22 protein-coding genes are annotated in these 23249 nt (G+C 52.8%); 6 read left to right on the forward strand and 16 right to left on the reverse strand.

Features of this window, described 5'->3' with window-relative positions; genetic code table 11:
* Positions 1–42 precede the first annotated feature (42 nt).
* Positions 43–774, forward strand: coding sequence for an arginine ABC transporter substrate-binding protein ArtJ (artJ, locus tag RYZ59_RS11680; RefSeq protein WP_318048003.1), 732 nt, complete (start codon positions 43–45; stop codon positions 772–774).
* Positions 775–951: 177 nt separating this feature from the next.
* On the opposite strand, the gene phoH is transcribed toward artJ, so the two are convergent.
* The 5 genes from phoH to putP all read right to left on the reverse strand — a co-directional run bounded on the left by phoH (position 952) and on the right by putP (position 7298).
* Positions 952–1740 carry a phosphate starvation-inducible protein PhoH gene (gene phoH / locus RYZ59_RS11685; RefSeq protein WP_170974359.1) on the reverse strand — a complete coding sequence of 263 codons (789 nt, stop codon included), beginning with the start codon at positions 1738–1740 and terminating at the stop codon, positions 952–954.
* 520 nt (positions 1741–2260) lie between these two features.
* Positions 2261–3544 (reverse strand): iron uptake transporter deferrochelatase/peroxidase subunit, encoded by a 1284-nt coding sequence (gene efeB, locus RYZ59_RS11690; protein WP_318048002.1) that lies wholly within the window; start codon positions 3542–3544, stop codon positions 2261–2263.
* Positions 3545–3549: 5 nt separating this feature from the next.
* Complete coding sequence (gene efeO / locus RYZ59_RS11695; RefSeq protein WP_318048001.1) at positions 3550–4677, reverse strand: iron uptake system protein EfeO; 1128 nt, start codon at positions 4675–4677, stop codon at positions 3550–3552.
* A 57-nt stretch (positions 4678–4734) separates the two neighbouring features.
* Positions 4735–5568 (reverse strand): iron uptake transporter permease EfeU, encoded by an 834-nt coding sequence (gene efeU / locus RYZ59_RS11700; RefSeq protein WP_271441337.1) that lies wholly within the window; start codon positions 5566–5568, stop codon positions 4735–4737.
* A 221-nt stretch (positions 5569–5789) separates the two neighbouring features.
* A complete protein-coding gene (putP, locus tag RYZ59_RS11705) occupies positions 5790–7298 on the reverse strand; it encodes a sodium/proline symporter PutP (protein WP_202038983.1) in 1509 nt (502 codons plus the stop codon).
* A 422-nt stretch (positions 7299–7720) separates the two neighbouring features.
* On the opposite strand from putP, the gene putA reads away from it, so the two are divergent.
* A complete protein-coding gene (gene putA / locus RYZ59_RS11710) occupies positions 7721–11683 on the forward strand; it encodes a trifunctional transcriptional regulator/proline dehydrogenase/L-glutamate gamma-semialdehyde dehydrogenase (protein ID WP_318048000.1) in 3963 nt (1320 codons plus the stop codon).
* A 58-nt stretch (positions 11684–11741) separates the two neighbouring features.
* Entirely contained in the window at positions 11742–12137 is a 396-nt protein-coding gene (locus tag RYZ59_RS11715; RefSeq protein ID WP_318047999.1) for a lysozyme inhibitor LprI family protein, read from the forward strand.
* On the opposite strand, the gene rutR is transcribed toward RYZ59_RS11715, so the two are convergent.
* The 3 genes from rutR to RYZ59_RS11730 all read right to left on the reverse strand — a co-directional run bounded on the left by rutR (position 12134) and on the right by RYZ59_RS11730 (position 14081).
* Positions 12134–12772 (reverse strand): HTH-type transcriptional regulator RutR, encoded by a 639-nt coding sequence (gene rutR / locus RYZ59_RS11720; protein WP_318047998.1) that lies wholly within the window; start codon positions 12770–12772, stop codon positions 12134–12136. The two genes, RYZ59_RS11715 and rutR, sit on opposite strands and share 4 nt — an antisense overlap.
* A gap of 58 nt (positions 12773–12830) precedes the next feature.
* Positions 12831–13745 (reverse strand): DMT family transporter, encoded by a 915-nt coding sequence (locus tag RYZ59_RS11725; RefSeq protein ID WP_202038986.1) that lies wholly within the window; start codon positions 13743–13745, stop codon positions 12831–12833.
* A 162-nt stretch (positions 13746–13907) separates the two neighbouring features.
* Positions 13908–14081 (reverse strand): general stress protein, encoded by a 174-nt coding sequence (locus RYZ59_RS11730; protein WP_003036022.1) that lies wholly within the window; start codon positions 14079–14081, stop codon positions 13908–13910.
* Between the two features lie 385 nt (positions 14082–14466).
* On the opposite strand from RYZ59_RS11730, the gene wrbA reads away from it, so the two are divergent.
* Together wrbA and RYZ59_RS11740 are read left to right on the forward strand one after the other, a co-directional pair.
* The gene (gene wrbA, locus RYZ59_RS11735) at positions 14467–15063 is read left to right on the forward strand and encodes an NAD(P)H:quinone oxidoreductase (protein WP_003832057.1); all 597 of its coding nucleotides are present in this window, start codon (positions 14467–14469) and stop codon (positions 15061–15063) included.
* A 20-nt stretch (positions 15064–15083) separates the two neighbouring features.
* The gene (locus RYZ59_RS11740; protein ID WP_003036015.1) at positions 15084–15311 is read left to right on the forward strand and encodes a YccJ family protein; all 228 of its coding nucleotides are present in this window, start codon (positions 15084–15086) and stop codon (positions 15309–15311) included.
* Between the two features lie 40 nt (positions 15312–15351).
* Here the strand turns inward: RYZ59_RS11740 and agp are convergent, their stop codons facing one another.
* The 7 genes from agp to RYZ59_RS11775 form a co-directional block, all read right to left on the reverse strand.
* Complete coding sequence (agp, locus tag RYZ59_RS11745) at positions 15352–16593, reverse strand: bifunctional glucose-1-phosphatase/inositol phosphatase (protein ID WP_318047997.1); 1242 nt, start codon at positions 16591–16593, stop codon at positions 15352–15354.
* A gap of 88 nt (positions 16594–16681) precedes the next feature.
* Positions 16682–17389, reverse strand: a complete 708-nt coding sequence (locus tag RYZ59_RS11750) for a winged helix-turn-helix domain-containing protein (protein WP_318047996.1) — start codon at positions 17387–17389, stop codon at positions 16682–16684.
* A 69-nt stretch (positions 17390–17458) separates the two neighbouring features.
* Entirely contained in the window at positions 17459–18214 is a 756-nt protein-coding gene (locus tag RYZ59_RS11755) for a sulfite exporter TauE/SafE family protein (RefSeq protein WP_202039718.1), read from the reverse strand.
* A 132-nt stretch (positions 18215–18346) separates the two neighbouring features.
* Positions 18347–18853: a protein disulfide oxidoreductase gene (locus RYZ59_RS11760; protein WP_318047995.1), complete on the reverse strand. Its 507-nt coding sequence runs from the start codon at positions 18851–18853 to the stop codon at positions 18347–18349.
* Positions 18843–19466, reverse strand: a complete 624-nt coding sequence (locus RYZ59_RS11765; RefSeq protein WP_318047994.1) for a DsbA family protein — start codon at positions 19464–19466, stop codon at positions 18843–18845. Before RYZ59_RS11765 ends, RYZ59_RS11760 begins: the two co-directional genes overlap by 11 nt.
* On the reverse strand, positions 19463–21343 hold the full coding sequence (locus RYZ59_RS11770) for a protein-disulfide reductase DsbD family protein (protein ID WP_318047993.1): 1881 nt from the start codon (positions 21341–21343) through the stop codon (positions 19463–19465). Before RYZ59_RS11770 ends, RYZ59_RS11765 begins: the two co-directional genes overlap by 4 nt.
* Positions 21344–21391: 48 nt before the next feature.
* Positions 21392–21754, reverse strand: coding sequence for a copper resistance protein (locus RYZ59_RS11775; RefSeq protein ID WP_202038992.1), 363 nt, complete (start codon positions 21752–21754; stop codon positions 21392–21394).
* A gap of 413 nt (positions 21755–22167) precedes the next feature.
* Here RYZ59_RS11775 and dsbA point away from each other — a divergent pair, with 413 nt between their 5' ends.
* Complete coding sequence (gene dsbA, locus RYZ59_RS11780; protein ID WP_318048087.1) at positions 22168–22791, forward strand: thiol:disulfide interchange protein DsbA; 624 nt, start codon at positions 22168–22170, stop codon at positions 22789–22791.
* 85 nt (positions 22792–22876) lie between these two features.
* Here dsbA and RYZ59_RS11785 read toward each other — a convergent pair whose 3' ends face one another.
* The gene (locus RYZ59_RS11785; RefSeq protein ID WP_318047992.1) at positions 22877–23206 is read right to left on the reverse strand and encodes an antibiotic biosynthesis monooxygenase; all 330 of its coding nucleotides are present in this window, start codon (positions 23204–23206) and stop codon (positions 22877–22879) included.
* Positions 23207–23249 lie beyond the last annotated feature (43 nt).

The raw sequence follows: 23249 nt of genomic DNA on the forward strand, positions 1-23249 counted from the left end.
ACACGGTAAATAATCATAAGATTGACAGACGGGAGTTCCACCATGAAAAAGTTAGTACTGGCCGCATTACTTGCTACTTTCGCCGCTGGCGCCGCAGCTGCTGATAAGATTAGTTTCGGTGTATCCGCAACCTACCCGCCTTTCGAATCACTGGATGCCAGCAATAAAATTGTCGGTTTTGATATCGATCTGGCAACAGCATTGTGCAAACAAATGCAGGCTGAATGTACTTTTACTAATCATGCTTTCGACAGCCTGATCCCCGCGCTGAAATTCAAAAAATATGATGCGGTGATTTCCGGTATGGACATCACGCCTGAACGTAGCAAGCAGGTTTCCTTCACCCAGCCGTACTATGCCAACTCAGCGCTGGTGATTGCGAAGAAAGACACCTATAAGAGCTTTGATGATCTGAAAGGCAAACGTATCGGGATGGAAAACGGCACCACGCACCAGAAGTACCTGCAGGACAAACATCCTGAAGTAAAAACCGTGGCCTACGACAGCTATCAGAATGCGATTATCGACCTGAAAAATGGCCGTATTGATGGCGTATTTGGCGATACCGCCGTCGTTAACGAGTGGCTGAAAACTAACCCGCAGTTAGGCGTGGCTACCGACAAAGTGACCGATCCACAATACTTCGGTACCGGTCTTGGCATTGCGGTTCGCCCGGATAACAAAGCCCTGCTGGAAAAACTGAATAGTGCGCTGGCCGCCATCAAAGCTGACGGCACGTACCAGAAAATCAGTGACCAGTGGTTCCCACAGTAACCTCTGTCTTGTTTAAAAAGCCGCTACCCGCGGCTTTTTTATTGCTATTTTCCCATATGGGATACAACGTGAACACCTGACCTCACCAACAATGTCGGCCACGCCATCAGTCCGTTGTGCTCATAGGGGAACAAAAAACAAAGCCCGGTTTCCTGGGCCTTGAAGACGCAAAACAGATCAGTTGTAAGCATTGAGCGTCCGCTGACACAGTGCCGAGCGAACGCAATCATCTTTGTTGAATCGAACGATCCCAACCATGTCATCTTCTTCGAAACGGGCCAGCGCATCGCTTAGCCCTGAACGAACATGAGCAGGGAGATCGCACTGGGTAATATCCCCATTCACAATCACCGTCACATTCTCTCCGAGGCGAGTCAAAAACATCTTCATTTGCGCAGCAGTCACATTCTGAGCCTCGTCCAGAATAACAACGGCATTTTCAAATGTACGTCCCCGCATATACGCGAACGGCGCGATTTCTACCTTACCAATCTCAGGTCGCAGGCAATATTGCATAAAGGAGGCTCCCAGACGTTTTACCAGCACGTCATAAACCGGACGAAAATAGGGAGCGAACTTCTCAGAGACATCCCCAGGTAAGAAGCCGAGATCTTCATCAGCTTGCAGAACTGGACGGGTTACAATGATCCTGTCCACATCTTTGTGGATCAGGGCTTCTGCTGCTTTCGCCGCGCTGATCCAGGTTTTACCACACCCTGCTTCGCCCGTGGCGAAGATCAGCTGCTTACTCTCGATAGCATTCAGGTAGTGCGCCTGAGCTTCATTTCGCGCCGTGATCGGTGAGGCATCGCGACTATCACGCGCCATACCAATCGCTTCAACACCGCCCATCTGCACAAGCGAGGTGACCGATTCATCTTCGCGCTGTTTATGGCTACGCGAATCCCGCCTCAGCACACGTTTTGCTTCGCGACGAGCTTTGATCACTGCTTTTTGTCTTCCCATGGATAGCACCTTGAGTTGTAGGTATACATCACACGCGCCGTTGGCGGCACGATTATGCGCACGAACATCTGAGGGTTGGCTTCCTTGTAAGCCATTGCCTGCCTTCGGATAAGACGCCATACACGGCTACGCGCACCGTACAGGGTGTCAGTTACAAGGATAAGAAGTGAAAGGGAGAGAGATTTAACGGTGACGAGATGGCTACCGGAAGAGAAACGTCCGCGTAAGGGACTGCAATAACTTTGAAAAACGTGTCCAGTACAGGACTTTTCCATTCGCGATCTCCATAGTGAATGACTATCACCGCCGGGAACTACCGCTATTACTTATAATTACATCATAACCTTTCGTTAATGCAACAATATTTTTACTTGTTGTTAACTTAATTTCATCTTATCGCCAGCAACAGTCTCTTGCAGAGAGATGACAGAATTATTTCAGTCGCCGCCGATCATGAAAAATAATTTTTTCATTCATCAGAGTGTCAGGAAATGCCCCGCAGCACTGCGGGGCACAATCATCATGCTTCGAGCAGGGCTTGCCCCAGATAGTGGTCGGCGGTTTTGACACCAGGCAAAGCAAAGAAGTAGCCCCCACCAATAGGTTTGACATACTCCTCAAGCGCTTCACCGTTCAGGCGTTTCTGAACCGTCAAAAACCCTTTTTCCAGGTCGTGCTGATAGCAAACGAACAACAGTCCCATATCCAACTGCCCGGAATTGGTCACGCCAAGCGAATAGCTGTAGCCACGACGCATCATCAGGCTGGTCTCTGTTTCTTTCGTGCGCGGGTTCGCCAGACGAATATGGCTGTCGAGTGCGATCACCTCGCCTTCGGGATCATTGGCGTAATCCGGCACATCATGCTCGTGCTGCATTCCCAACGGTGCGCCGGTATGTTTATCGCGGCCGAAAATCGTTTGCTGCTCTTTTAGCGGCGTACGGTCCCAGAATTCCACGCGGAACTGGATGAGCCTGACGGCCTGATAGCTACCATCTTGTGCCCATGCCGGTTCTCCCTGCTCCGCAGTGACCCACACCACGTTTTGCATCAGCGTGGCATTGGCAGCGTCTGGATTCGCGGTTCCATCCTTAAATCCCAGCAAATTGACGGGAGTCTCTTTACCTTTACTGCGTGCGGCATGATCAGAGATAAACCCTTCACGTTTCCAGCGTACGCTGAGCAGATCCGGCGTGTGCTTAATGATATCGCGCAGCGCATGGATAACGGTGTCCTGCGTATTGGCGCAAATCTGCAACAGCAAATCGCCATGACATAGCGCCGCATCCAGTGAATCATTCGGAAAACGCGTCATTTTTTGCAGTTTTTTCGGCATCTGTGCTTTCAGACCATAGCGATCATCAAACAGTGAAGATCCAACCGACAGCGTCATCGTCAGATTATCCGGCGCTATGTATGCCCCAAGAATACCGGAATCCATTGGCGGTAAACGTGGATTCGGCGTTTCTGGTGCCGGCCCTCCGGTTGTCAAAAATGCAAACCGGCGGGTCAGTAAACGAAACAGACGCTCAAGGTCAGCTTTATCACTGGCGAGCACATCAAACGCCACCAGCATCATTGAGGCTTGCTGCGGCGTCAGGATACCGGCCTGGTGCTGGCCATAAAACGGTTGTTTCTCACTGCGTGCATCAGGTGACAGTGTTCCCGGCGCACTTTGCGTTTTTTGCGCGTGAGCGACCGGGCATCCGCCCGCCAGCGCCAGTGCCCCACCCAGCGCCCCCATCCCTTTCAGTAAACGTCGGCGTGACGGTTCGCTCACGCCGTTTTCATTATCGTGCTGCATAGTGCTTAATCCAGGCCCAAAACACCGCGTAATTGCGACAAGTCTTCCGCCAGCGTCGTGATTGGCCCTTTCAGCGCATTACGATCGGCATCGGTCAGTTTGTCATAGGTTTCAAAGCCGTCTTTGGTACGGTACTTGCTCAGAATGGTATCGACTTTTTTGAAGTTCGCATCCACCTTCGCCAACAGATCAGCATTGGATTTTTGTAACTGAGGACGCAGGAGATCGACGATTTTCTGCGCGCCATCAACGTTAGCCTGGAAGTCCCACAAATCGCTGTGGCTGTAACGATCTTCTTCTCCACTGATTTTGCTGGCTGCGACTTCTTCAATCAGCCCTGCTGCCCCGCCAACCACTTTAGACGGCGGGAAAGCAAGTTCGCTAATACGCGTTTGCAGGTCAAGAACATCGCTGTTTAATTGGTCGGCGTACTTGTCCATACCTTTAGTGGTATTGTCGCCAAACAGCGCTTTCTCCAGGCGGTGGAAGCCGGTGAATTTAGGATCGGCGGCTTTTTGCTCATAATCATCTTCACGCGCATCTATGCTGCCGTCGAGATCGGAGAACAGTTCAGCAATCGGTTCAATACGCTCATAATGCTGACGGGTTGGCGCATACAGCGATTTGGCTTTCTCCAGATCGCCTGCTTTAATGGCATCCGTGAAGGCTTTCGTGCCTGTCACCAGTTGCGCTGTTTCTGCCGTTACATAGGCTTTGTATTCAGTAATTGCACCACTCAGGCTCAGCAGAGCATCGCTGTGCGCGGCATCTGCCGTTGCCGTCCCCTTCACGATCAGCTTGCCTTTCGGGTTGGTCAGCAGACCGCAGGTCATATCATATTCACCCGGCTGTAGGTTAGCCGTCATTTTCTGGCTAAAACCGGGCGCAATGTTTTCACGCTCTTCGACCACCATCACGCCTTTGAGGATCTCCCACTCCAGCGCTTTTTGACTGTGGTTCTGAATGATGAACTGAGTCTTCCCGGCATTCACCGTGATTGTCATCGGTTCACACTGTTTGTCATTTACCGTGACTTTTACCTGCGGGATATCAGCAGCGTGAGCGGTAAAAGCAGAAGTAAACAGCGCGGCAATACCCAACTGCAGCGCACTACGGCGGAAATTAATCGTCATGACCCATCCCTATAAAAAGTATGTTGTAACTAAATGATATTCTTGCATCACGTTTTATCAGGGTGCGGTCCGTGATGCCGTAGTGCCTGAACGAGGTGGCAGTGCAAACATAATCAATGCCGGAATCAGATAGATAAACCAGACAGCAACTTCACTAACACTTGGCGCTTCCTGATAGCCGAAGATCCCTTCCATCAATGTGCCAAACAGCGAATGCGTTGACAGAACGCTGCTCATATCAAACGCCACGTCCTGGAAATGATTCCATAACCCAGCTTCGTGGAATGCACGAATGGCCCCCGCAGCAAGACCTGCGGCAACCAACAAAATGAACAGACTGGTCCATTTAAAGAAAGCCCCGAGATTGAGGCGAATCCCACCGAGATAAATCAGATAACCCAGTACCACCGCAGTTGCCAGTCCCAGCATCGCACCTAGCGGTGGCCAAATACCCACATCCTGCTGAAATGCCGCCAGCAGAAAGAAGACAGACTCCAGCCCTTCACGAGCGACGGCAAAAAAGACCATCATCACCAGCGCCCAGCCATGATGATTGCCTTTCTGTAACGCGTTATCGACAGCCTGTTCCAGTTGAACTTTGACGTTGCGCGATACTTTACGCATCCAGAAGACCATCCAGGTCAGAATCACCACGGCAATAAGCGCCACGATACCTTCAAAGAGCTCCTGCTCTTTTTGCGGGAATTCGCCCGTGGTTTCATTGATGAAAATTCCCAGCGAGAGGCACAGCGCCGCCGCCAGCAACACACCAATCCACATCACGCCAATCCAGCGACCACGCTGAGTCCGTTTCAGGTAGCTGGCAATCAGGCTGACAATCAGCGCGGCCTCTAACCCTTCGCGCAACATAATTAGAAATGGAACAAACATGCGAAGTACCCTTTAACGTTATTCTCAGTCAACTGATGCAAAGAAAAGTAAATTACAGTGATAGTGATTATCATTACAGCAAGGAAAAACTCAAGCAGAATGTTTTGAGAATGATGACTTAATGTAAACAGTTAGGTGGGTAACAGTTATTGCACGCTGGATCGAAGGGATGGAGACATAAAAAAGCCCGCTCGCGGCGGGCTTTAAAAACAATACAGCGGTTATTCTTCCTGCAAACGCGACGGCGGTGCTGAATGGTAATGAGCATCAGCCTCGGCAAAACGTTTCTGCATTGCTGCTGATGGCGCTTTACCCCACAGACTGAAGACCACAATCCCGATACTGCCGAACACGAAGCCCGGGATGATTTCATACAGACCCAACCAGGCAAACTGCTTCCAGACGATAACCGTCACAGCACCAATGACCATCCCTGCCAGCGCGCCGTTACGGGTCATACGCGACCACATTACGGAGAACAGAACAACCGGACCAAAGGCAGCACCAAAGCCAGCCCAGGCGTAGCTCACCAGGCCGAGCACGCGGTTCTCTGGGTTTGCCGCCAGCGCGATGGACACCAGCGCCACGACCAGCACCATGATACGCCCAATCCATACCAGCTCTTTCTGGCTGGCATTTTTACGCAGGAACGCTTTGTACAAATCTTCGGTAATCGCACTGGAGCATACCAGCAGTTGGCAGCTCAGCGTCGACATCACCGCTGCAAGGATCGCAGACAACAGAATACCGGCAATCCACGGGTTGAACAGGATCTGCGCCAGTTCAATAAACACGCGCTCGGCGTTCTGGTTCACGGCACCCGCCAACGACGGGTTGTTATTGAAGTAAGCAATGCCGAAGAAACCAACGGCAACAGCGCCAGCCAGACACAGGATCATCCAGGTCATACTGATGCGACGTGCGTGGACAATACTATGGTGGGAATCGGCAGCCATAAAGCGTGCCAGGATATGCGGCTGACCGAAATAACCCAGTCCCCATCCCATCAGGGAAATGATGGCAACAAAGTTAAGCCCTTTGAACATATCGACGTTTTCAATGCTCTTTTGCTTAATCACTTCCAGCGAGTCTTCAAATCCGCCGACACCAATAATCACCATCACCGGTGTCAGGATCAGTGCGAAGATCATCAGGCTGGCCTGTACGGTATCGGTCCAACTCACCGCGAGGAAGCCACCAATAAAGGTATAAATGATCGTCGCGGCCGCTCCCGCCCACAGCGCAGTTTCGTAGCTCATACCAAAGGTGCTTTCGAATAAACGCGCCCCTGCCACAATACCTGAAGCACAATAGATGGTGAAAAACAGCAGAATAACCAGTGCGGAAATAATACGCAGCACGCGGCTTTTATCTTCAAAACGGCCGGTAAAGTAATCCGGCAACGTCAGTGCATTGTTATTATATTCGGTGTGTACACGTAAACGCCCGGCCACCAGTTTCCAGTTGATCCAGGCACCTAATACCAGACCGATAGCGATCCAACTTTCTGAAATCCCCGACAGGAAAATCGCACCTGGCAGCCCCATCAGCAGCCAGCCGCTCATGTCGGATGCCCCAGCGGATAACGCCGTTACGAACGGACCCAGACTGCGTCCACCCAGAATATAATCATCAAAGTTTTTGGTCGAACGCCATGCAATAAACCCTATCAATATCATGCCAAAAATATAGACACAGAATGTGACTAACATCGGTGTGCTAATAGCCATCAAAACTCTCCAAAATTATGTATCGGCAATGCCGTGGCTTGCCGTTTTATTACCCTGCCGGAACGTGGCAAAGATATCTGTATTGACCAGGGCGACCGTATCCTGCCGGAAGCCATGGCCATTCACAATCGATTTAACACACCATTTACATCAATTTTGATCCAGAGTAGATAGCATTTTTCTGTAGGTTGCACTCTCTCACATTTTTTCTGGTTGCACCTTTAAAAAGTGTTAACTACCGCAGAGAAAAAGATTCTGCGTTTTTTACAGCCCTTGTTATAAACATCATCTTTATTAACATTTCATTCATTTTCAAGCTTGCAAACCAAGTCACATTTAACATGGTTGCACAAAGTTGCAACATGGTGGATATTTCTCGGTAACTATCAGCCCCGTATTTCAGTACAACAGGAGTAAATGGCATGGGAACCACCACGATGGGGGTTAAACTGGACGACGCCACACGCGAGCGGATTAAAACAGCAGCATCACGAATCGATCGCACGCCGCATTGGCTTATCAAGCAGGCCATCTTTAATTATCTCGAAAGACTGGAAAATGACGATGCGCTCCCGGAGCTGCCTGCCCTGCTGGCGGGTGCAGCAAATGAGAGCGAGGAATCCACTGCGCAACAAAATGAAGCGCACCAGCCTTTCCTTGAATTTGCAGAGCAGATCCTGCCGCAGTCTGTTTCCCGTGCGGCCATTACCGCGGCATATCGCCGTGCTGAAACCGATGCGGTGCCAATGTTGATGGAACAGGCTCGTCTGCCGCAACCTATCGCAGAGCAGGCCCATAAACTGGCCTATCAGTTGGCCGATAAACTGCGCAACCAAAAGACGGCCAGCGGGCGTGCCGGCATGGTCCAGGGACTGTTGCAGGAATTCTCCCTTTCCTCACAGGAAGGCGTCGCGCTGATGTGTCTGGCTGAAGCACTGCTGCGTATTCCCGACAAAGCCACTCGCGATGCGCTGATCCGCGACAAAATCAGCAACGGCAACTGGCAATCACACATCGGACGCAGCCCGTCTCTGTTCGTTAACGCTGCAACGTGGGGATTGTTGTTTACCGGTCGTCTGGTCTCCACTCATAACGAAGCCAGCCTCTCACGCTCGCTGAACCGCATCATCGGCAAGAGCGGTGAACCGCTGGTGCGTAAAGGCGTCGACATGGCGATGCGCTTGATGGGTGAGCAATTCGTCACCGGAGAAACCATTGCAGAAGCACTGGCTAACGCGCGTAAACTGGAAGAGAAAGGTTTCCGCTATTCCTATGACATGCTGGGTGAGGCCGCGCTGACCGCCGCCGATGCCCAGGCCTATATGGTCTCCTATCAGCAGGCGATCCATGCCATTGGTAAAGCCTCAAACGGGCGCGGTATTTATGAAGGCCCGGGGATCTCCATCAAACTGTCTGCACTGCACCCGCGCTACAGCCGTGCGCAGTATGACCGCGTGATGGATGAGCTTTATCCGCGCCTGAAGTCGCTGACCCTGCTGGCGCGTCAGTACGACATCGGCATTAACATCGATGCCGAAGAGGCTGACCGACTGGAGATCTCCCTCGATCTGCTGGAAAAACTGTGCTTTGAACCCGAACTGGCAGGCTGGAACGGGATCGGTTTTGTTATTCAGGCCTACCAGAAGCGCTGCCCGTACGTCATCGACTACCTGATCGACCTGGCAACCCGTAGCCGCCGTCGCCTGATGATCCGTCTGGTTAAAGGTGCGTACTGGGATAGTGAAATCAAACGTGCCCAGATGGACGGTCTGGAAGGCTATCCGGTCTACACCCGTAAGGTGTACACCGACGTTTCCTATCTGGCCTGTGCGAAAAAACTGCTTGCGGTACCGAACCTGATCTACCCGCAGTTTGCCACCCACAACGCGCATACGCTGGCGGCAATTTATCAGTTAGCAGGCCAAAACTACTATCCGGGCCAGTACGAATTCCAGTGCCTGCACGGCATGGGTGAACCGCTGTACGAGCAGGTCACCGGCAAAGTCGCGGACGGTAAACTCAACCGCCCATGCCGTATTTATGCCCCCGTCGGCACACATGAAACGCTGCTGGCTTACCTGGTTCGTCGCCTGCTGGAAAATGGCGCCAACACCTCGTTCGTCAACCGTATTGCGGATACCACCCTGCCGCTGGATGAACTGGTCGCCGATCCCGTTGAAGCGGTCGAGAAACTGGCGCAGCAGGAAGGTCAGGCCGGGCTGCCGCATCCGAAGATTGCGCTCCCGCGTTCCCTGTATGGCAAAGGCCGCGAAAACTCCGCAGGGCTGGATTTAGCGAATGAACACCGCCTGGCCTCGCTGTCTTCTGCCCTGCTCAATAGCGCGCTGCAAAAATGGCACGCCAAACCGATGCTCGAACATCCGGTCGCTGACGGTGAAATGACGCCGGTTGTCAACCCGGCTGAGCCGAAAGACATTGTGGGATACGTGCGAGAAGCGACTCACGCTGAAGTGGAGCAGGCGCTACAGAACGCCGTCAATAATGCCCCTATCTGGTTTGCTACACCGCCACAAGAACGTGCCGCCATTTTGCATCGCGCCGCTATTTTAATGGAGGGCCAGATGCAGCAACTGATTGGCATTCTGGTGCGTGAAGCGGGTAAAACCTTCAGCAACGCCATTGCGGAAGTGCGCGAAGCCGTTGACTTCCTGCACTACTATGCCGGCCAGGTTCGTGATGATTTCGACAACGAAACGCATCGTCCGCTCGGCCCGGTGGTCTGTATCAGCCCGTGGAACTTCCCACTGGCCATTTTCAGCGGGCAAATTGCGGCTGCGCTGGCAGCAGGTAACAGCGTGCTGGCAAAACCTGCGGAGCAAACCCCGCTGATTGCCGCTCAGGGCATCGCTATTTTGCTGGAAGCCGGTGTACCGCCAGGCGTGGTACAACTGTTGCCAGGCCAAGGGGAAACCGTCGGCGCGCAACTCACCTCCGATGAACGCGTACGCGGCGTCATGTTCACCGGTTCAACGGAAGTCGCCACGCTGTTGCAGCGAAATATTGCTACTCGTCTGGATGCGCAGGGTCGTCCAATTCCGCTCATCGCTGAAACAGGCGGGATGAACGCCATGATCGTCGACTCCTCCGCGTTAACAGAACAGGTTGTGGTGGACGTGCTGGCCTCTGCGTTTGACAGCGCCGGACAGCGTTGCTCGGCACTGCGCGTCCTGTGCCTGCAGGATGATATTGCCGACCATACGCTGAAAATGCTGCGCGGCGCGATGGCCGAATGTCGTATGGGTAATCCAGGCCGTCTGACCACCGATATTGGGCCAGTTATTGATGAAGAAGCCAAAGCCAATATTGAACGTCATATTCAGGCCATGCGTGCCAAAGGACGTCCGGTATTCCAGGCCGTACGTGAGAACAGCGATGATGCGCGTGAATGGCAAACCGGGACCTTTATTGCACCAACGTTGATTGAGCTGGAAAGCTTTGATGAGCTACAAAAAGAGGTGTTCGGCCCGGTGTTGCACGTCGTGCGTTACACCCGTAATAACCTCGGCAATTTGATTGAGCAAATCAATGCGTCCGGTTACGGCCTGACGCTTGGCGTGCATACTCGTATTGATGAAACCATCGCGCAGGTCACCGGGTCCGCGCACGTTGGTAACTTGTACGTTAACCGTAATATGGTCGGTGCTGTGGTCGGCGTGCAGCCATTTGGTGGCGAAGGATTGTCAGGAACCGGACCCAAAGCCGGTGGCCCACTGTATCTGTACCGTTTGCTGGCAAACCGTCCGGAAAATGCACTGGCCGTCACGCTGGCCCGCCAGGATGCAGACTACCCTGTCGATGCACAGCTTAAATCAGCGCTGATTCAACCGCTGGAGGCGCTCACCGCATGGGCAAGCGATCGTCCGTCGCTGCATGCGCTCTGCCAACAGTTTGCCGAACTGGCACAAGCCGGAACCCAGCGTTTGCTGCCAGGGCCAACCGGCGAGCGCAATACCTGGACGCTGTTGCCGCGTGAACGCGTGCTGTGTATGGCCGATAACGAGCAGGATGCGCTGGTGCAGGTTGCTGCCGTGGCCTCGGTTGGCAGTCTTATCCTGTGGCAAGATGATGCTTTCCATCGCGAACTGGCAAAACGTCTGCCTGCGGCCCTCTGTGGGCGCATTCAGTTTGCCAAAGCAGACACCCTCACCGCGCAGCCGTTCGATGCCGTTATCTTCCACGGCGATTCCGACCAGCTACGCGCACTGTGCGAATCGGTAGCGGCACGGGAAGGTGCGATTGTTTCGGTACAAGGATTTGCCCGCGGCGAGAGCAATATCCTGCTGGAGAGGCTGTATATTGAACGCTCGTTGAGCGTGAATACCGCCGCGGCGGGTGGGAACGCCAGCCTGATGACAATCGGCTAAGGTTATGGTTAATTAAGGCTCCGGTTACGGGGCCTTTTTTATTAAGCCAGAGGGAAGCATGAAACGAATTGTACTGACCTGTGCAGCACTGCTGCTAAGCAGTCACGCACTGGCGGATGACTGCGCAAACGCAAACAACCAGCTTGAAATGAATACCTGCGCCGCTGAGCAGTATAAGACGGCCGACACAAAGCTAAATGAGACTTATCAGAATGCACTGAAACGCGCCGCCCCCACCCAACGTGATTTACTGAAAAAAGCACAGGTCGCATGGATTACCCTGCGTGATGCAGACTGCGCATTGATCAGTTCAGGCACGGAAGGCGGCAGCATACAGTCGATGATCACCAGCCAGTGTTTAACGGACAAAACCAACGAGCGAGAAGCATTTCTCGCCTCCCTCTTGCAATGTGAAGAGGGCGACTTAAGCTGCCCGTTACCCCCCGCCAACTAGCGCACACGGATCCCTTCAATAATCATTCGCTGTACGCTCTCCACCGTTTGGTTAAAAAAGGCTTCATCACGCAGCGTTGCGCCCGTCACTGCCTCGACCTGTGGGGCAAAGTCAGCGTAATGTTGCGTTGAAGCCCAAATCATAAAAATCAGATGATGCGGGTCAACCGGCGCCAGTTTTCCACTGCTGACCCATCCGGCAATCAATGCGGATTTCTCGTCAATCAACGTTTTAAGATCGCCCGTTAATTCCGCCATCAACAAAGGTGCGCCTGCCAGCATTTCCATACAAAACAGTCGCGATGCCTGAGGATAATCGCGGGACACTTCCAGTTTGAGTCGGATGTACTCTTTTATCGCCACCAGCGGTGCAAAGTCCTCACGAAAGGCCTTCAGCGGCGCCAGCCAGATATCGAGGATCTGGCGTAATACGGCAATATAGAGCACCTCTTTAGAAGGGTAGTAATAAAGCAGATTCGTTTTAGACACCCCCGCCAGTTCCGCAATCTGCTCCAGACGCGTGCCATGAATGCCATACTGGGAAAAGACATTTAATGCCGCGGTTAAGATAGCCTGGCGTTTTGCACTCACGGCCTGCGAGCGTTTACCTGTTTTTTTCTCTGCGCCTTGAGCCATGCACCCTCTCCTTGTTCTGAGGGCGCCAGCATAACAAATCGCACACTGAAACGTTAAATTAAAGCGACTCGGGCGGAGCCTCCTGCTGAACGGTTTTCTTCCTTTTGAACTTCAGTTCGCTGACCAGTACGCCAATGATAATGAATGCCGCCCCCAACAGAGCAAGCAGCGGCAGGCGTTCCCCTGCGAGCCGACCAAAAATCCCCGCCCATACAGGCTCACCGGTATAGATTACCGTTGCGCGTGTCGGCGAAACGCTGCGCTGCGCCCAGTTCATGGTAACCTGGATAATCGCGCTAAAAATACCCAATCCTAATGCCACGACCAGCAAGCCTGTCGACATGGGAGGAACCGACTCACCTGCGGGCCCCATCGCAATAAACGCCACCACCGAAGCGGTTGCCAGTTGCACCACCGTGACCCGACGTACATCCACTTTTCCAGCCCATGCGCTGATCAGGATAATTTCTGCCGCTATCGCCACCGCACCCACCAGCGTGATCCACTCCCCTTCACCAAGCGCCAGTAAATTGCCATCCGGCCCGGCAAGAAAGATCAGTCCGATAAAGGCCAACACAATACCGACGCACGGCATAACTCCTGGCATTCGTCCCAGACACAACCACTGCAGCAGCGGTACCAGTGGTACATACATCGCAGTAATGAATGCCGACTTGCTGCTGGGAATAGACTGTAATCCCCAGGTTTGCAGGCTATAGCCCAGTGCAATTGCTACGCCAATCGCCACTCCGGCTTTGACTTCCAGCCATGTCAGCCCACGCAATGTACGCAATGACAGCAACGCCACCGCCAGTGCCGCTGTCGCAAAGCGCACGCCGACAAAGAAAAAGGGACCGCTCAGCGTGACAGCATATTGCACAGCCAAAAACGTTCCGCCCCAGAACATGGTGATCACAATGAGGATCGCCTCCTGGGGTTTAACAGAGAAGGAATAACGAGAAAGTAATGACATGAGACACCCGATTAGCTGAATGTCATTAGTCTGCGTTGCGTTTTGTTACAGTTCAACCTTGCAGACAAAAAAAACCGCCGGAACGACCCGGCGGCGGTGGCGACGTAACGTCTGTCTCTGAACACTCAGCCGTCACGATATCTCTAACAGACAGCCCGACAATTACGATTTGTTATTGCCGTGGCTATTCTTGCCCCCTTTTTTGCCTGCTTCTGAAGCGCGTTGCGGGTCATTCTTGAAGTTGCCCCCGCTGTGCTGGCCACCTTTTCGACCTGCTTCTGATGCTCTTTCACGGTCTTCCGCAAAGTTGCCGGAACCGCCCCGATGGTTTGCCATTACTGACCTCCGTCATTGATTAGCCATCATATTGCATAGGTACTGAGGAGTGATACCTCACGCAGCGCATGGGCCGTGCCCTGATGTTTACTGCGTGGGATTAAGCATAGTGAAGAGTAACCGGATGACCGACGAACTGTAATATTCTGCAACAGGAATGGCCACAAGATGTTAATAATCGCAGCGTGAAATCAATAAGTCTTTCTTATGGCTACCAAATTCCGTCCGGTTAAAAATGTATCATTTTGCAACAAAAACAGTTGTTATAAAAATTGTTATAAATCAAAGAAGTGATTGTGAAATTTGCACTCCTGGCCGTACGTCATATCTTTAAAGGGAGGTAGCGAATCGCTACGGACACGGTTAACTCGAGGAGTAGTGTAAAATGGCAAAAGTTCTGGTGCTTTATTATTCCATGTACGGACACATTGAAACCATGGCCCATGCAGTCGCAGAAGGCGCAAATAAGGTAGATGGCGCGGAAGTCATTATTAAGCGTGTGCCAGAGACAATGCAGCCTGAAATCTTCCTGAAAGCAGGCGGTAAAACACAAAACGCACCAGTCGCAACCCCGCAGGAACTGGCTGATTACGACGCCATTATTTTTGGTACTCCCACGCGCTTTGGCAACATGTCAGGTCAGATGCGTACCTTCCTGGATCAGACTGGAGGACTGTGGGCATCTGGCGGCCTTTACGGCAAACTCGCCAGCGTATTCAGCTCAACAGGCACTGGCGGCGGTCAGGAACAAACCATTACATCGACCTGGACAACGCTTGCCCACCACGGGATGGTGATTGTTCCCATTGGTTATGCGGCGCAAGAGCTGTTTGATGTCTCACAAGTTCGTGGCGGTACGCCGTACGGCGCAACCACCATTGCCGGGGGTGACGGCTCCCGACAGCCAAGTCAGGAAGAGTTATCTATCGCCCGCTATCAGGGTGAATATGTCGCAGGTCTGGCAGTAAAACTCAACGGCTAATCTTCAACAGGAGGATTCGAATGCCAACTCAAGAAGCGAAAGCCCATCGCGTCGGCGAATGGGCAAGTCTGCGCAACACATCGCCAGAAATAGCCGAAGCCATTTTTGAAGTCGCTCACTATGACGAGAAACTGGCGGAAAAGATTTGGGAAGAAGGTAGCGATGAGGTACTGATCAAAGCCTTTGAGAAAACTGACAAAGATTCACTCTTTTGGGGTGAACAGACTATCGAACGCAAAAACGTTTAGCATTCTGACTCCCCCGTTTACACGGGGGAGTTTTCCTGGCTTACTTCGCAGCCTCATTCAGTACGCTATCGAATTTATCAACAGGGCAAAAGCCATTGGCATCAATCGGACAGCCTTTCAGTTCCAGCGTCACACGTTGGGCCGGGGATTTGAGCGTCAGAACCTCCGCATTTCGCAGCTGCTGTGCACTCTGATACACATACTCAATTTTCATCAGATCGCGATTTGCGTTGCTGTCATGCCAGCGCTGGAAGACAATTTTACCGCCAATCGGCGTACGTTCGTTCTGGTCATGAAGCTGATACGGTTTAAAATCCAGTGCCGTGAGCAATGAAGCAATGTTCGAGTCATGTCCCACCAGCAGCGTAATTTTCGGCGCTTTCGCCCGTTCAGTCACCAACGCATTGTCGATATATTTGACCAACGGTTTGGCGACGTTTTGCGCCACTTCTGCAGAGGTGAACAGGCTGTCCTGATAACCATTTTTCAGCTTCGACAGCACCTTCCACTGTTGATCGGATTTGATCTCCCCCCAGGCGACCTTGTCCATCGGGAAGCCCTCGTAATATTGCAAGGTGAAGGCATCAACCAGCGAATTCCCCACCTTCAGTGGCCCGGAAACACCAGGCTCCTGCTGATACTTCGCACTGAATGTGTCTTTCGCATCAGTCAGGGAACACTGCTGTTTTTCTTTACACGACGGCGAGTCTTTGTAGTTTGTGATTTGCTCAAGCAGTTGGTAGCTCTCGTCAAGCTGCATCTGGCCGCGCTCTTTCTCCATCGCCTGAACAGCCTGCTGACTGAATGCCGCAGAATCATCGGTGATCACCGGGTTAAAAGTGGGGTCCATGGTACCCATTTTTTCCTGATGATGGACCGGAACGTCACACCCCGGGAAAGCCCCCGTGACAAAAAACTGCGCCGTCGCCACTGTCCGCTGCAGGCTGTTAGCATAGGTGTAAACCGTGCCCGGTGCCGGACATTCACCGGATTTCACCATGCCCTGTTCTGCCAGCCATTCACGCATGTAATGGCCCATATAAATTTCCAGCACGCCGCCCTTCGTGGTGAGTTGTCCGCCCGGGACATCCCACTCCGGCCATTGTTTGGGGGTCGACTGCTCGAGAACGCTGCCATTATTGGCTAAAGGTGCACGTAAGTTATGTCGGCTCATCATCAATACTTGCTGAAGCTGATAACCTTCTGGTGCCGTCTGCGCCTGTGCAGCCGTTGACAGCAATACAGCCCCCGCCACGACGGTGGCGATTAACGATTTTTTCATCCCTACGACCTCTTGTTGTTATCAATCACCACAGAGTGTGACAGATATATGACATTTTTCCGGGAACGCTTTCGCAAAAATGAGGGATCTACCGTGTCGGTTTAATGCCAAACTCCGTCTGAAGTTTGCGCACACCAAGGGGGGTAAAGGTGACGTGGCGGCTACCTGTCTGCGTTTTAATCCACTTCTGTTCGCTAAACCAGCTCAGCAATGTAGCACCGAGCACGCCGCCAGGATGATAACGTCGCTCACTCCAGTCCAGACAGCCGCAGCTTACTTTTCGTCGGGTAACTCCGGCACAAAGAACAATCCCCATTTCTGCCAGTTTTTGCTGCCCCAGATCGGTCAGCGTTTCGCCATCCGCTGTTAACCATTGCCGGGCAACCAGGGTATCAAAAAGCCTCACTGCCACTTCGCCCGCAAGGTGGTCATAGCAGGTTCGCGCATGCCGCAGGTTTATCGGGGTGGTGATTTTTCGCGACGTTGATGCAGACCATGCCACACCCATCAGGCGCTCCAGGAGGCCGGCTATCTCCGTACTTGCCAGGCGAAAATAACGGTGTCGCCCCTGGGCTAACGCCACAACAAATCGTTGTTCACACAGACGCGCCAGATGCGCGCTGGCCGTCGAGGCTGACACGTCCGCCACCGCGCTAAGTTCGGTTGCGGTCCAGGCGCGCCCATCCATCAAGGCACACAGCATACGCGAACGCGATTTATCCGCCATCACTGCCGCAGTGAGCGCCATTTGCGACTCCAGTTCACCCTCTTCTTCGTGCAGTATCACCGATGCCATAGCACCTCCTTTGGCGTTAACCCTCTGAATTAACGATGGCATGAAACGGGCGTAAAGTCACAGCGAGACTTACGCGGCGCGCAGCATCATCTCCACGCCCAACCCCACCAGGCAGAACAGAAAACAGCGTTTAAACACCACTGGAGAAATCACTCGCCGCACACGAGTCCCTAGCCACTGTCCCAGTAGCGCAGGAAGAATGGCAAAAGCCGATAAACTTAGGGACTGAACAGGTAACGCATTGTGCCACCACAAGCCCAGTGCTAACGCCAGCGTCGAAAACGTGAACGAAATGCCAAGCGCCTGCACCAATTCATCCTTTTCAAAGCCCAAAGACTGGATCCATGGCACGGCGGGCATGACAAATACCCCCGTTCCCCCCGTCAATAAACCGGTCACCAATCCAATGACAAGGGAAAAGGGTTTTTCACGCTGCGGCTCCACGGTTATTTTTTTTCCCATCAGCGTCCAGATGGCATAGGCCACCAGTGCCATGCCCAGCGCAAACTGGGTCCGGGTTGTGTCGCCCCCGGTGATCCAGACACTGGCAAGCAAAGTGGCAATCACCACCGCCAGCAGCATAGGCCACAATCGTTGCAGCAATCGGCCGGTATTACCACCACCGCCAAACTGAAAAAGATTGCTAATCAGAGAAGGTAACAGCAGCATCGCCGCCGCCGCGACCGGAGAAATAAGCGATCCGAGTATCCCCATCGCCACCGTGGGCAAGCCCATGCCCGTTACGCCTTTCACCATCCCTGCCAGCACAAAGGTTGCGGCAATCATTATCACCAGGGAGGGGTCGAGCGCGAAAGAAGTTGCCATCATGTACGTTCCAGGAAAAAAGAGGATGACCTATTCTGGACGTCAATCGCCAGGTTTGCTTCGTCGGGAAACGAAATATGCCCTCCTGGTGTGCTGCAGCATAAAAAATGCCGGGTTTCCCCGGCATCAGAATCAGACAGTTTTTGCCCACCAGAGGCGTAGCTTCATTCCCCAGTAACTGGTCCAGCCGCTGGTTGTCGACACTACGCGACCGTGCGACATCACGACCAGCGTTGGCGTGACGCTGATGTCCCAACTGCGGGAGATGGCCCCGTCGGCATCGTTGATGACGGGAAAGACTACGCCTTTACGCGCCAGCCAGCGCATCACCTCCGCCTCATTACCAGAACGCAGCGCAATGGTTATCACGTTCTCGCCTTCTGAGTGCAGTCTGGCGACGTCCGGTGTCGTGAACCGACACACGCCGCACCAGCTCGCCCAGAAATAGATCAGCACCGGTTCCTCTTTGCTGAGCGCGGCCAGCGTAACGTTTTCACCATCCAGCGTCTGCAAAGGCGTACTGTCAAACGCTGCGGGAGGCTGGGGCGCTCGCCAGGCATCCATCAACAACATCGCCCCGGCGAATAACACCAGTAAGATCAGTCCTTCGCGCAGCCAGCGGCGCAGTTTACTGACCATTTGCGGCCGCCAGTTTTTCTTTGACCACCTCTTCCAGTGTTTCCCACGGTACTGCCCCAGGGATGAGCTCATCGCCAATAATCGTTGCCGGCGTGCCTCGCACACCAACCAGACGTGCCAGTTGCAGGTTGGTGCTCAGCGTCTCTTCACTTTGCACATCCAGCGTCACCGGGCTGGCAGCGGCTTTCTCCTGTGCCTGTTTGATACTCACTGCCGTGTGGTAGCCCTTCTTCTGCATCAGTTTCTCATGTAACGCCAGAAACTGCTGCGGATGCTCACGCCAGGTCGTCAGCGCAGTTCGCGCCGACAGAACCGAACTTTCCCCTTTAAACGGCAGCGGTTTAATTACCACCGCTACATCAGGATACTTCTGTACAATTTTTTCCAGCATCGGGTCCAACTGCTTGCAATACGGGCAGTTGTAATCGGTGAAATTAATCAGCGTCAGTTTAGCCTGCCGGGCACCAATACGCGGGCTATTGGGATCGTTAAACAGCGCTTCCTGAATCAGCGCTTCAATTTGCTTCTCCTGCTCAGGCGTAAATGGCGCAGGTTCTTTCGCCACGCTGACGGCAGAAAACAGGGTTAACAGCAGGACAATCATCATTTTCATGGGTTCACTCCTTTGGCGTCGGCCAGTGTATTCAGCACCGCATCGCGGGTTAACAACGTCGGCAATGCCTGGCCTTGCGGCAAACCGGGGCCATAAATTTGGTTGAACGGCACAGCAACCTGGCCGCGTTTTTTCAGGAATTCGGTGATCGCGTCAGAGGGCAGCGTCCAGTCACCCCGCAGAGCCACCACATCGGGTTGTTGCAGCGCAGTCTGGATATCTTCTTTTTGTAGCACATTGAATTTATTGACTTTACAGGTAATGCACCAGTCAGCCGTCACATCTACAAATACGCGCTTATGCTGGGCCAGTGCCTCTTCGATGGCCTGCTCGCTTAGCGGTTGCCAGTTCACACTCTCTTTGGCTGTACTTTGGCTTGCGAACCCCAGATGCGGGAGCAGCAATGTTGCCAGCCAGATAGCCGAGCCCAGCATCATCACGCCGAGAAGACGCCGCAAGATGTTCATCCAACGCCCCGGACGTGGCAGACGCAGCGCCAGGCCCGGACGCAGTGCCACCAGCAACCATGGCAAACTCATCCCCAACCCGAGCGCAAGGAACAGCCCCCATAGCGTCGGCAGCGAAGCAGTCAACGCCACCGCCACTGCCGTCCCCAGGAATGGCGCACTGCACGGTGTGGCAAGCAACGTCGCAAACGCGCCTTGCCAGAAATGTCCTGACAAGCCGTTACCGCCGCGAGTTGCCAGTATGGTGGTCATTGCTGAAGGAAGGCGGAATTCAAACAGCCCAAACAGGCTGGCGCTGAACGTCAGCATCACCAGCAGCATAACGCCGATAAACCACGGGCTCTGGAACTGGATCCCCCAACCAAGCGCCTGATTGGTCAGGCGCAGCACCGTCATCAGCAGCGCGAGGGCCATAAAAGAGACCAGGATGCCAGCCACCGAAGCCAGAAACTGGCGGCGAACCTGAAGACGGCTTTTCTCCTCAACCAGTAAAATCGAGCCCAGCTTCATGCCCAGCACCGGAAGCACGCAGGGCATTAAGTTAAGGATCAACCCGCCTGACAGCGCCATCAGCACCACCTGCCACAGCGGGATCGCTGCATTCTGCACCACTGGCGCATCGCCAATGGCAAGACGACTTTCCTGCGCAACGCCGTTATCAGCCAGAACCAGTGTCAGTTGCTTACCACGAAGGTTCGGTGCCCCTTCCCCCCAGCTGTCATGAACCGGAACCGTTGCCCGTAGTGTTTCGCCCTCGACGCGGATTTGCGGCATACCAAAATCCGCATCATCAACGGTGTCCAGGTACAGACCCGGCGCAGACCAGCCACCCGTACGACGCGCCTCAACCACCAGCTCTCCGGCTCGCGCCCCGGCACTAAGCGACTCGGTCAGGCCGCTGGCCAGCGGTATCTGCCCCTTCGCTTGCGCATAGTCATGAGCAAAAGACGGGTCCTGGACGCTCGGCGTCACGGAAAAGGGAAAATCCGTTAACAGGCAGACATTGCTGCAGGTTGATAGGGTCAATACACCGTTAAGGGTGGCTGGCGTTGTGCCGCGTACGACCATCGGAAAGGTGACAGTATCGTGATATCCCTGAGTGGTGATATTGGCGACCTCAAAACGTGCGGGCGTCGGCCAGTACCAATCAACAGCAGGCATTTTATCTTTCCAGACGATGGACGGTGCTACACCGCCCTCACCCGGCGATCGCCAGTAGGTTTTCCAGCCATCCTCCAGTTTAACATCCAGCAGCAGTCGGGTTTCACCGCCTGCGGCTGTATCGGCACGTAACCGCACACTGGCGTGATTGTTATCGGGTGAACGCAGCCAGCCGATATCAGCCGCCCAGGATACGGGCAGCCATAGCAATAACAGGCAGAGCAGCGCCTGCCTGAAAACAGTCTTCATATTTTTTCTCCGTGAATAATTATCTAACAGTCAGCAACGGCTGCGCTGTCATTCACGGAAGACACAAAATCGGAGATGAACCCTAAGTGTGGGCGGCGAGATGGCGCGCGGAGGGAAAAAAGGCAGGCGAAATGCCCGCACAGGTGCCAACAGCGACAGGAGCAAACATAGCACCAAAATCGCGCCTTCAAACAATACTGGCGGCGCAGCCAGCAATGATTTTGCGCTTAGTTCACAAGGCGTAACGGGCGAAGCTTCATCGGTATCGACCTGGGCGCTCACGACAACAGCAGCGGTCGCGGTGTTCATCTGCAACGCGTGCAAACCCGCCATGCGCTGCGCGGTGCATACCATCACCACAACACATGCCAGGCAGAGGAACCACCATCCCATCCGTTGACGTTTCGCCATTATACCCTCGCTGATTGACGCGAGTTATCTTAGTCACTGGCGAGTTTTTGGCAACCTTTACCCTGTAAAGTTATGTCGGCAGAGGCCGGTCAATTCTCATTCCTCCCCAGCGCGCTGTTCAGAAATGATAATTAATATTGTTAATTAATTTCATTATTGCAAAATAATAGCGCTAATAAAACAAAGCTGGAAATATCACAGGGTTTATTATCTATCATTCCCAAAGCGTCTCAACAGATATTTGACCACTGACGATAAAAATGAATGAGAAGCCCGTCAGTGGATATTCCTACGTAAATGAAAGTAAGGGTCAGCACATTTCTGGATGAATATTGTATTATCACTTGCCGCAATGAACGTTATGTTCATCATCAAAACAATTGTTTGTTAAATGTTATTTAGAGTATATGAAAATGAAAAAAATCTTACTTCCTCTTCTAGGCCTGTTTTTTACGGTGAGCGTTCAGGCAGCAACATTTACCGATGGCAAAGAATATATTTCACTTGAAAAGCCCGTTGCGTCAGCGCCTGCTGCGCTTAAGTTTTTTTCATTTTATTGCCCTTCATGCTACCAGTATGATGAAGTTCTGGAAGTCACTGATAACGTGAAAAAAGCATTACCTACTGATGTCAAACTCACTGAGTATCACGTCGATTTCTTAGGTCCGTTGGGGCCGGAGATGACACACGCCTGGTCTGTCGCTATGCTGTTAAACGTGGAAGATAAAGTAAAACCTTTACTGTTTGATGCCGTGCAGAAAAAACAAACTGTTAAAACAGCAGATGATATTCGCAATGTATTTATCCGCGCTGGCGTCAGTGCAAGCGACTATGATGCCGCATGGAATAGCTTTGCCGTAAAATCATTAACGGCGAAGCAACAGGAGCTGGCTAAAGCGGTAGACCTGAAAGGTGTACCGGCTATCTTTATCAAGGGTAAATATATGATTAACCCGAAAGGGTTAAAATCAGATAACGTTAACGCTTTTGTCCAGAACTACGCTGATACCGTGCGTTCTCTTTTTTCCAGACCTTGATAAGCCGTTAATATTCCTGACGCACCATCAACAGGAGCCAGAGCTTGTTCTGGCTCCTGTTGCTACAGGCGGTCATTATTGACTGTTAACTGCCATATACGCTGGCAGAACCTTTTTCAGAGGCATAATCCTTCAAAACAGATGCAACACGTATTCGGTAATATGAAAAAATCAACTGCTTACCCTCCTGTTGTGCGGCCTGATGCCTGACGTTGCATTTCCACCTGAGCACTGCATCCTCATCCTCCCACCATGAAAGTGACAGCATTTTCCCGGGCGTATTAATGCTGTGAAATCGTTCGATAGAAATAAACCCTGGGATCTCTGCCAACAACGGCTTCAGCTCTGAGGCCAGTTGAAGATATCGCTCCCTCTCCTGAAGGGGCACATCTGCTTCAAAAATAACGGCGATCATTCAGCATCTCTCCCTTGTTAATTTCAGCCATTCTATTGCCGGA

The organism is Citrobacter sp. HN-141 (assembly GCF_033341895.1).
Lineage (GTDB): Bacteria > Pseudomonadota > Gammaproteobacteria > Enterobacterales > Enterobacteriaceae > Citrobacter.

Excerpts from the sequence above, each read along its gene's own strand:
- putA (WP_318048000.1), top strand. The coding sequence starts at position 7,721 with ATGGGAACCACCACGATGGGGGTTAAACTGGACGACGCCACACGCGAG.
- efeU (WP_271441337.1), bottom strand. The coding sequence starts at position 5,568 with ATGTTTGTTCCATTTCTAATTATGTTGCGCGAAGGGTTAGAGGCCGCG.
- agp (WP_318047997.1), bottom strand. The coding sequence starts at position 16,593 with ATGAAAAAATCGTTAATCGCCACCGTCGTGGCGGGGGCTGTATTGCTG.
- RYZ59_RS11750 (WP_318047996.1), bottom strand. The coding sequence starts at position 17,389 with ATGGCATCGGTGATACTGCACGAAGAAGAGGGTGAACTGGAGTCGCAA.
- wrbA (WP_003832057.1), top strand. The coding sequence starts at position 14,467 with ATGGCAAAAGTTCTGGTGCTTTATTATTCCATGTACGGACACATTGAA.
- RYZ59_RS11730 (WP_003036022.1), bottom strand. The coding sequence starts at position 14,081 with ATGGCAAACCATCGGGGCGGTTCCGGCAACTTTGCGGAAGACCGTGAA.
- RYZ59_RS11760 (WP_318047995.1), bottom strand. The coding sequence starts at position 18,853 with ATGGTCAGTAAACTGCGCCGCTGGCTGCGCGAAGGACTGATCTTACTG.
- RYZ59_RS11770 (WP_318047993.1), bottom strand. The coding sequence starts at position 21,343 with ATGAAGACTGTTTTCAGGCAGGCGCTGCTCTGCCTGTTATTGCTATGG.
- RYZ59_RS11725 (WP_202038986.1), bottom strand. The coding sequence starts at position 13,745 with ATGTCATTACTTTCTCGTTATTCCTTCTCTGTTAAACCCCAGGAGGCG.
- efeO (WP_318048001.1), bottom strand. The coding sequence starts at position 4,677 with ATGACGATTAATTTCCGCCGTAGTGCGCTGCAGTTGGGTATTGCCGCG.
- artJ (WP_318048003.1), top strand. The coding sequence starts at position 43 with ATGAAAAAGTTAGTACTGGCCGCATTACTTGCTACTTTCGCCGCTGGC.
- RYZ59_RS11715 (WP_318047999.1), top strand. The coding sequence starts at position 11,742 with ATGAAACGAATTGTACTGACCTGTGCAGCACTGCTGCTAAGCAGTCAC.
- RYZ59_RS11785 (WP_318047992.1), bottom strand. The coding sequence starts at position 23,206 with ATGATCGCCGTTATTTTTGAAGCAGATGTGCCCCTTCAGGAGAGGGAG.
- dsbA (WP_318048087.1), top strand. The coding sequence starts at position 22,168 with ATGAAAAAAATCTTACTTCCTCTTCTAGGCCTGTTTTTTACGGTGAGC.
- RYZ59_RS11775 (WP_202038992.1), bottom strand. The coding sequence starts at position 21,754 with ATGGCGAAACGTCAACGGATGGGATGGTGGTTCCTCTGCCTGGCATGT.
- rutR (WP_318047998.1), bottom strand. The coding sequence starts at position 12,772 with ATGGCTCAAGGCGCAGAGAAAAAAACAGGTAAACGCTCGCAGGCCGTG.
- putP (WP_202038983.1), bottom strand. The coding sequence starts at position 7,298 with ATGGCTATTAGCACACCGATGTTAGTCACATTCTGTGTCTATATTTTT.
- efeB (WP_318048002.1), bottom strand. The coding sequence starts at position 3,544 with ATGCAGCACGATAATGAAAACGGCGTGAGCGAACCGTCACGCCGACGT.
- RYZ59_RS11740 (WP_003036015.1), top strand. The coding sequence starts at position 15,084 with ATGCCAACTCAAGAAGCGAAAGCCCATCGCGTCGGCGAATGGGCAAGT.
- RYZ59_RS11765 (WP_318047994.1), bottom strand. The coding sequence starts at position 19,466 with ATGAAAATGATGATTGTCCTGCTGTTAACCCTGTTTTCTGCCGTCAGC.
- phoH (WP_170974359.1), bottom strand. The coding sequence starts at position 1,740 with ATGGGAAGACAAAAAGCAGTGATCAAAGCTCGTCGCGAAGCAAAACGT.
- RYZ59_RS11755 (WP_202039718.1), bottom strand. The coding sequence starts at position 18,214 with ATGGCAACTTCTTTCGCGCTCGACCCCTCCCTGGTGATAATGATTGCC.